This is a genomic window from Rhizobium sp. C4 (genome assembly GCF_021026315.1).
Lineage (GTDB): Bacteria > Pseudomonadota > Alphaproteobacteria > Rhizobiales > Rhizobiaceae > Ensifer_A.
Genome location: NZ_JAJNCX010000040.1, coordinates 1 through 3,009 on the forward strand (window position 1 = coordinate 1; position 3,009 = coordinate 3,009).

At 62.0% G+C, this 3,009-nt stretch carries 3 protein-coding genes; 2 read left to right on the top strand and 1 reads right to left on the bottom strand.

All coding sequences use genetic code 11. The features are described from left to right. Nucleotides 1-293: 293 nt before the first annotated feature. Complete coding sequence (locus LQK84_RS24935; protein ID WP_230831480.1) at nucleotides 294-1,094, bottom strand: enoyl-CoA hydratase-related protein; 801 nt, start codon at nucleotides 1,092-1,094, stop codon at nucleotides 294-296. 74 nt (nucleotides 1,095-1,168) lie between these two features. Between LQK84_RS24935 and cysE the strand changes: the two genes are divergently transcribed. Then, a complete protein-coding gene (cysE, locus tag LQK84_RS24940) occupies nucleotides 1,169-1,993 on the top strand; it encodes a serine O-acetyltransferase (RefSeq protein WP_230831481.1) in 825 nt (274 codons plus the stop codon). Between the two features lie 165 nt (nucleotides 1,994-2,158). After that, nucleotides 2,159-2,872, top strand: a complete 714-nt coding sequence (locus LQK84_RS24945) for a PadR family transcriptional regulator (protein ID WP_230831482.1) — start codon at nucleotides 2,159-2,161, stop codon at nucleotides 2,870-2,872. Nucleotides 2,873-3,009 lie beyond the last annotated feature (137 nt).

The window sequence follows — 3,009 nt, forward strand, 5'->3', positions numbered from 1 at the left end:
CAAAGCCGACAAAGAACAACCCAAAAGCCCGGAAAATCAACAACCGGGCTCGAAAAGCTGCGTCTTCAATCCTCAAAATCCCAACAAGTGCGAGTTATGCAATGGTCCCCTTGTGGGAGAGGAAGGAAAATCAGCGCCTTAGCTTTAGCTAAGTGCTAGATTTTCCAGGTGAGGGGTTAGGATTTGTCTCCGGCATCTGCCGCATTCACCCCTCACCAAGCTCGCCATGCCAATCGGCTTCGCCTCTTGGGGCGAGCTATCCTCTCCCACAGGGGGAGAGGACGGGTGCCCCATCACCGCCCGGTGAAGGCAGGCTTCCGCTTCTCCGCAAAGGCTGCGCGACCCTCGCGATAATCCGCGCTGTCAAACGTTGCTGCCCCCTGTCGCGCGGCTTCCGCCTGAAGCGCCGCATCGCCTTCGACCACGGCGCGGATCGAGACCTTTGACGCCCGGACGGAGAGCGGGGCATTCGCCGCGATGTCTGCCGCGATGCCGGCGGCGGTCTCATCAAGTGCGGCGCTTGCGACCTGCAACGTCAGAAAGCCGGAGCCGGCAAGGTCCGCCGCCGTGAACTGTCGCGCCGTAAACACAGCCAGCCGTGCCGTTGCCTGTCCGAGTGCTGCGACGATGTCGGCCATGGCGTCGGCCGGGTAGGCAAGGCCGAGCTTGCCGGCCGGCACCGCGAAGCGGCCGGTTTCGTCACCGATGCGGAGATCTGCGGCAGCGGCGAGCCCCAGCCCGCCGCCAAAACAGATGCCGCGCAGCTTGGCGATGACGGGGACGGGCGCTTGCCGGATGGCGGCGAAGGCGGCGCTGTTGGCAGCCTCATAGGCGAGCGCGCTTGCCGTGTCCTTGCGCACCGCGTCGAATTCGGAAATGTCGGCACCGGCGGAGAAATCGACGCCGCCATCGCCTTCCAGGATGATGGCGCGAGCGTCATGCGCAACGAGCCAGGCGGTCGCCTCCGCCACGCCCTGCCACATGGCGAGGTTCAGCGCGTTCTTCCGTCTGGCATTCGCGATCGTCAGCGTGCCGACAGGACCATCCAGCGTTGCCACGATGCCGCCGGCGGCGAAAGGCTGCGTTAAGTTCATTTGGCCCACCCCATTTAAGTTCTCTTCGGGATGGAATATATTGTCTCTCCAAGGAAGCCAGCAAGGAGAAGCGCATGTCCGCGCACAGCGAACTGAAGCCGATCAGTCACATCAAGAGCGTCGATCCCATCTGGGATGCGATGAAGCTTGAGGCAGAGACTGCTGCGAAGCACGATCCCGTACTCGCCGCCTTCATGTATTCCACCGTCATCAATGCGCGTTCGCTGGAAGATTGCGTCATCTATCGGATCTGCGAACGGCTCGATCATCCCGACATGCAGGCCGTTCTGCTGCGTCAGACATTCGAGGAAATGCTGGCCGATTGGCCGGAATGGGCAACGATCCTGCGCGTCGACATCCAGGCCGTCTATGACCGCGACCCGGCCTGCACGCGCTTCATCGAGCCTGTCCTCTATTTCAAGGGCTTCCATGCCATCCAGACGCATCGTCTGGCGCATTGGCTGTGGGCGAAGGGCCGCAAGGATTTTGCGCTCTATCTGCAAAGCCGTTCGTCCAGCGTCTTCCAGACGGATATCGCGCCGGCGGCCCCGATCGGCCGCGGCTTCTTCCTCGACCATGCGACCGGCCTCGTCGTTGGTGCTACGGCGGTCATTGGCGACAACGTGTCGATCCTTCAGGGCGTGACGCTGGGCGGCACCGGCAAGGAAACCGGCGACCGTCATCCGAAGATCGGCGATGGTGTTATGATCGGTGCCGGCGCGAAGGTGCTCGGCAATATCACGGTCGGCTCGTGCTCGCGCATTGCCGCCGGTTCGGTTGTCCTCAAGGCCGTGCCAAGATGCACGACGGTGGCCGGCGTGCCGGCCCGCGTGGTGGGCGAAGCGGGATGCGAGGAACCGTCGCGCAGCATGAACCAGGTGCTCGAAACCTACGACTGATCGATATTTTTTCGATATATCTAAGGTGTTGATTTTACGGCCGGGAGCTTTCTCCCGGCCGTTTTCGTTTGTCTAAAGATACGATTGCGATATATCTAACTCTTGCATTCCCGAGGATGTGATCTATATTCCGATATATCGAAAACACATCTAAAGGAGAATTCCATGCAAGAACATTTTCATGGGCGTCATGATCGCGATCGTCACCACGGCGAAGGCCGGCGCGGCGGCGGTTGCGGGGATCATGGCGAGGGTCGCCATTTCGGCAAGCGCGAGAAGATGATTGCCATGATGCTGATGGGGCGTGGCCCGTTCGGGCGCGGCTTCATGGGCGAGGGCGGTGGTCGTGGTCCCGGTCGCGGCGGCTTTGGCGGCGGCGATGACGGGTTCGGTCCGCGTGGCCGGTCGCTCGGTCAGGGCCATATCCGCCTTCTCGTCCTGTCGCTCATCGAGGCCGAGCCGCGTCACGGCTATGACCTCATCAAGCAGATCGAGGAGATGAGCGGCGGCGCCTATGCGCCGAGCCCCGGCGTCATCTATCCGACGCTGACACTGCTGGAAGAGGCCGGCTATGCCGCGACGACCTCGGAAGGCAACAAGAAGCTCTACACGATCACGCCCGAGGGCAAGGCGCATCTCGATGAAAGCCGGGATCAGGCCGCGATGATTGTCGAACGGCTGAAGGCGCTGGGCGAGCATATGAAGGAGCGCGAAGAGCGCCACGGTCGCGGCCGTCATGACGGACCCGAACTGCCGCGCGGCGTCGATGCCGCCTTCCTCAATCTCCGCGAAGCCGTTGCCCGCAAGCTCGGCAAGGACGAGGCCGCCGCGACCGAGATCGTGCGCAAGCTTCTGGCCATGGCTGAGGAGTTGGGGTGAGGTGCGCCGCAATATCCTCGCCCCTTGTGGGACCGTTGCAAAATTCCACTGATATGATTCACTGGTTCTGCAGCGGCTGGAGGCGGTGGGATGTCAGTTCGTCGGGAAGGTCAGTTCAGTTTTGTAGATGCTCTGAT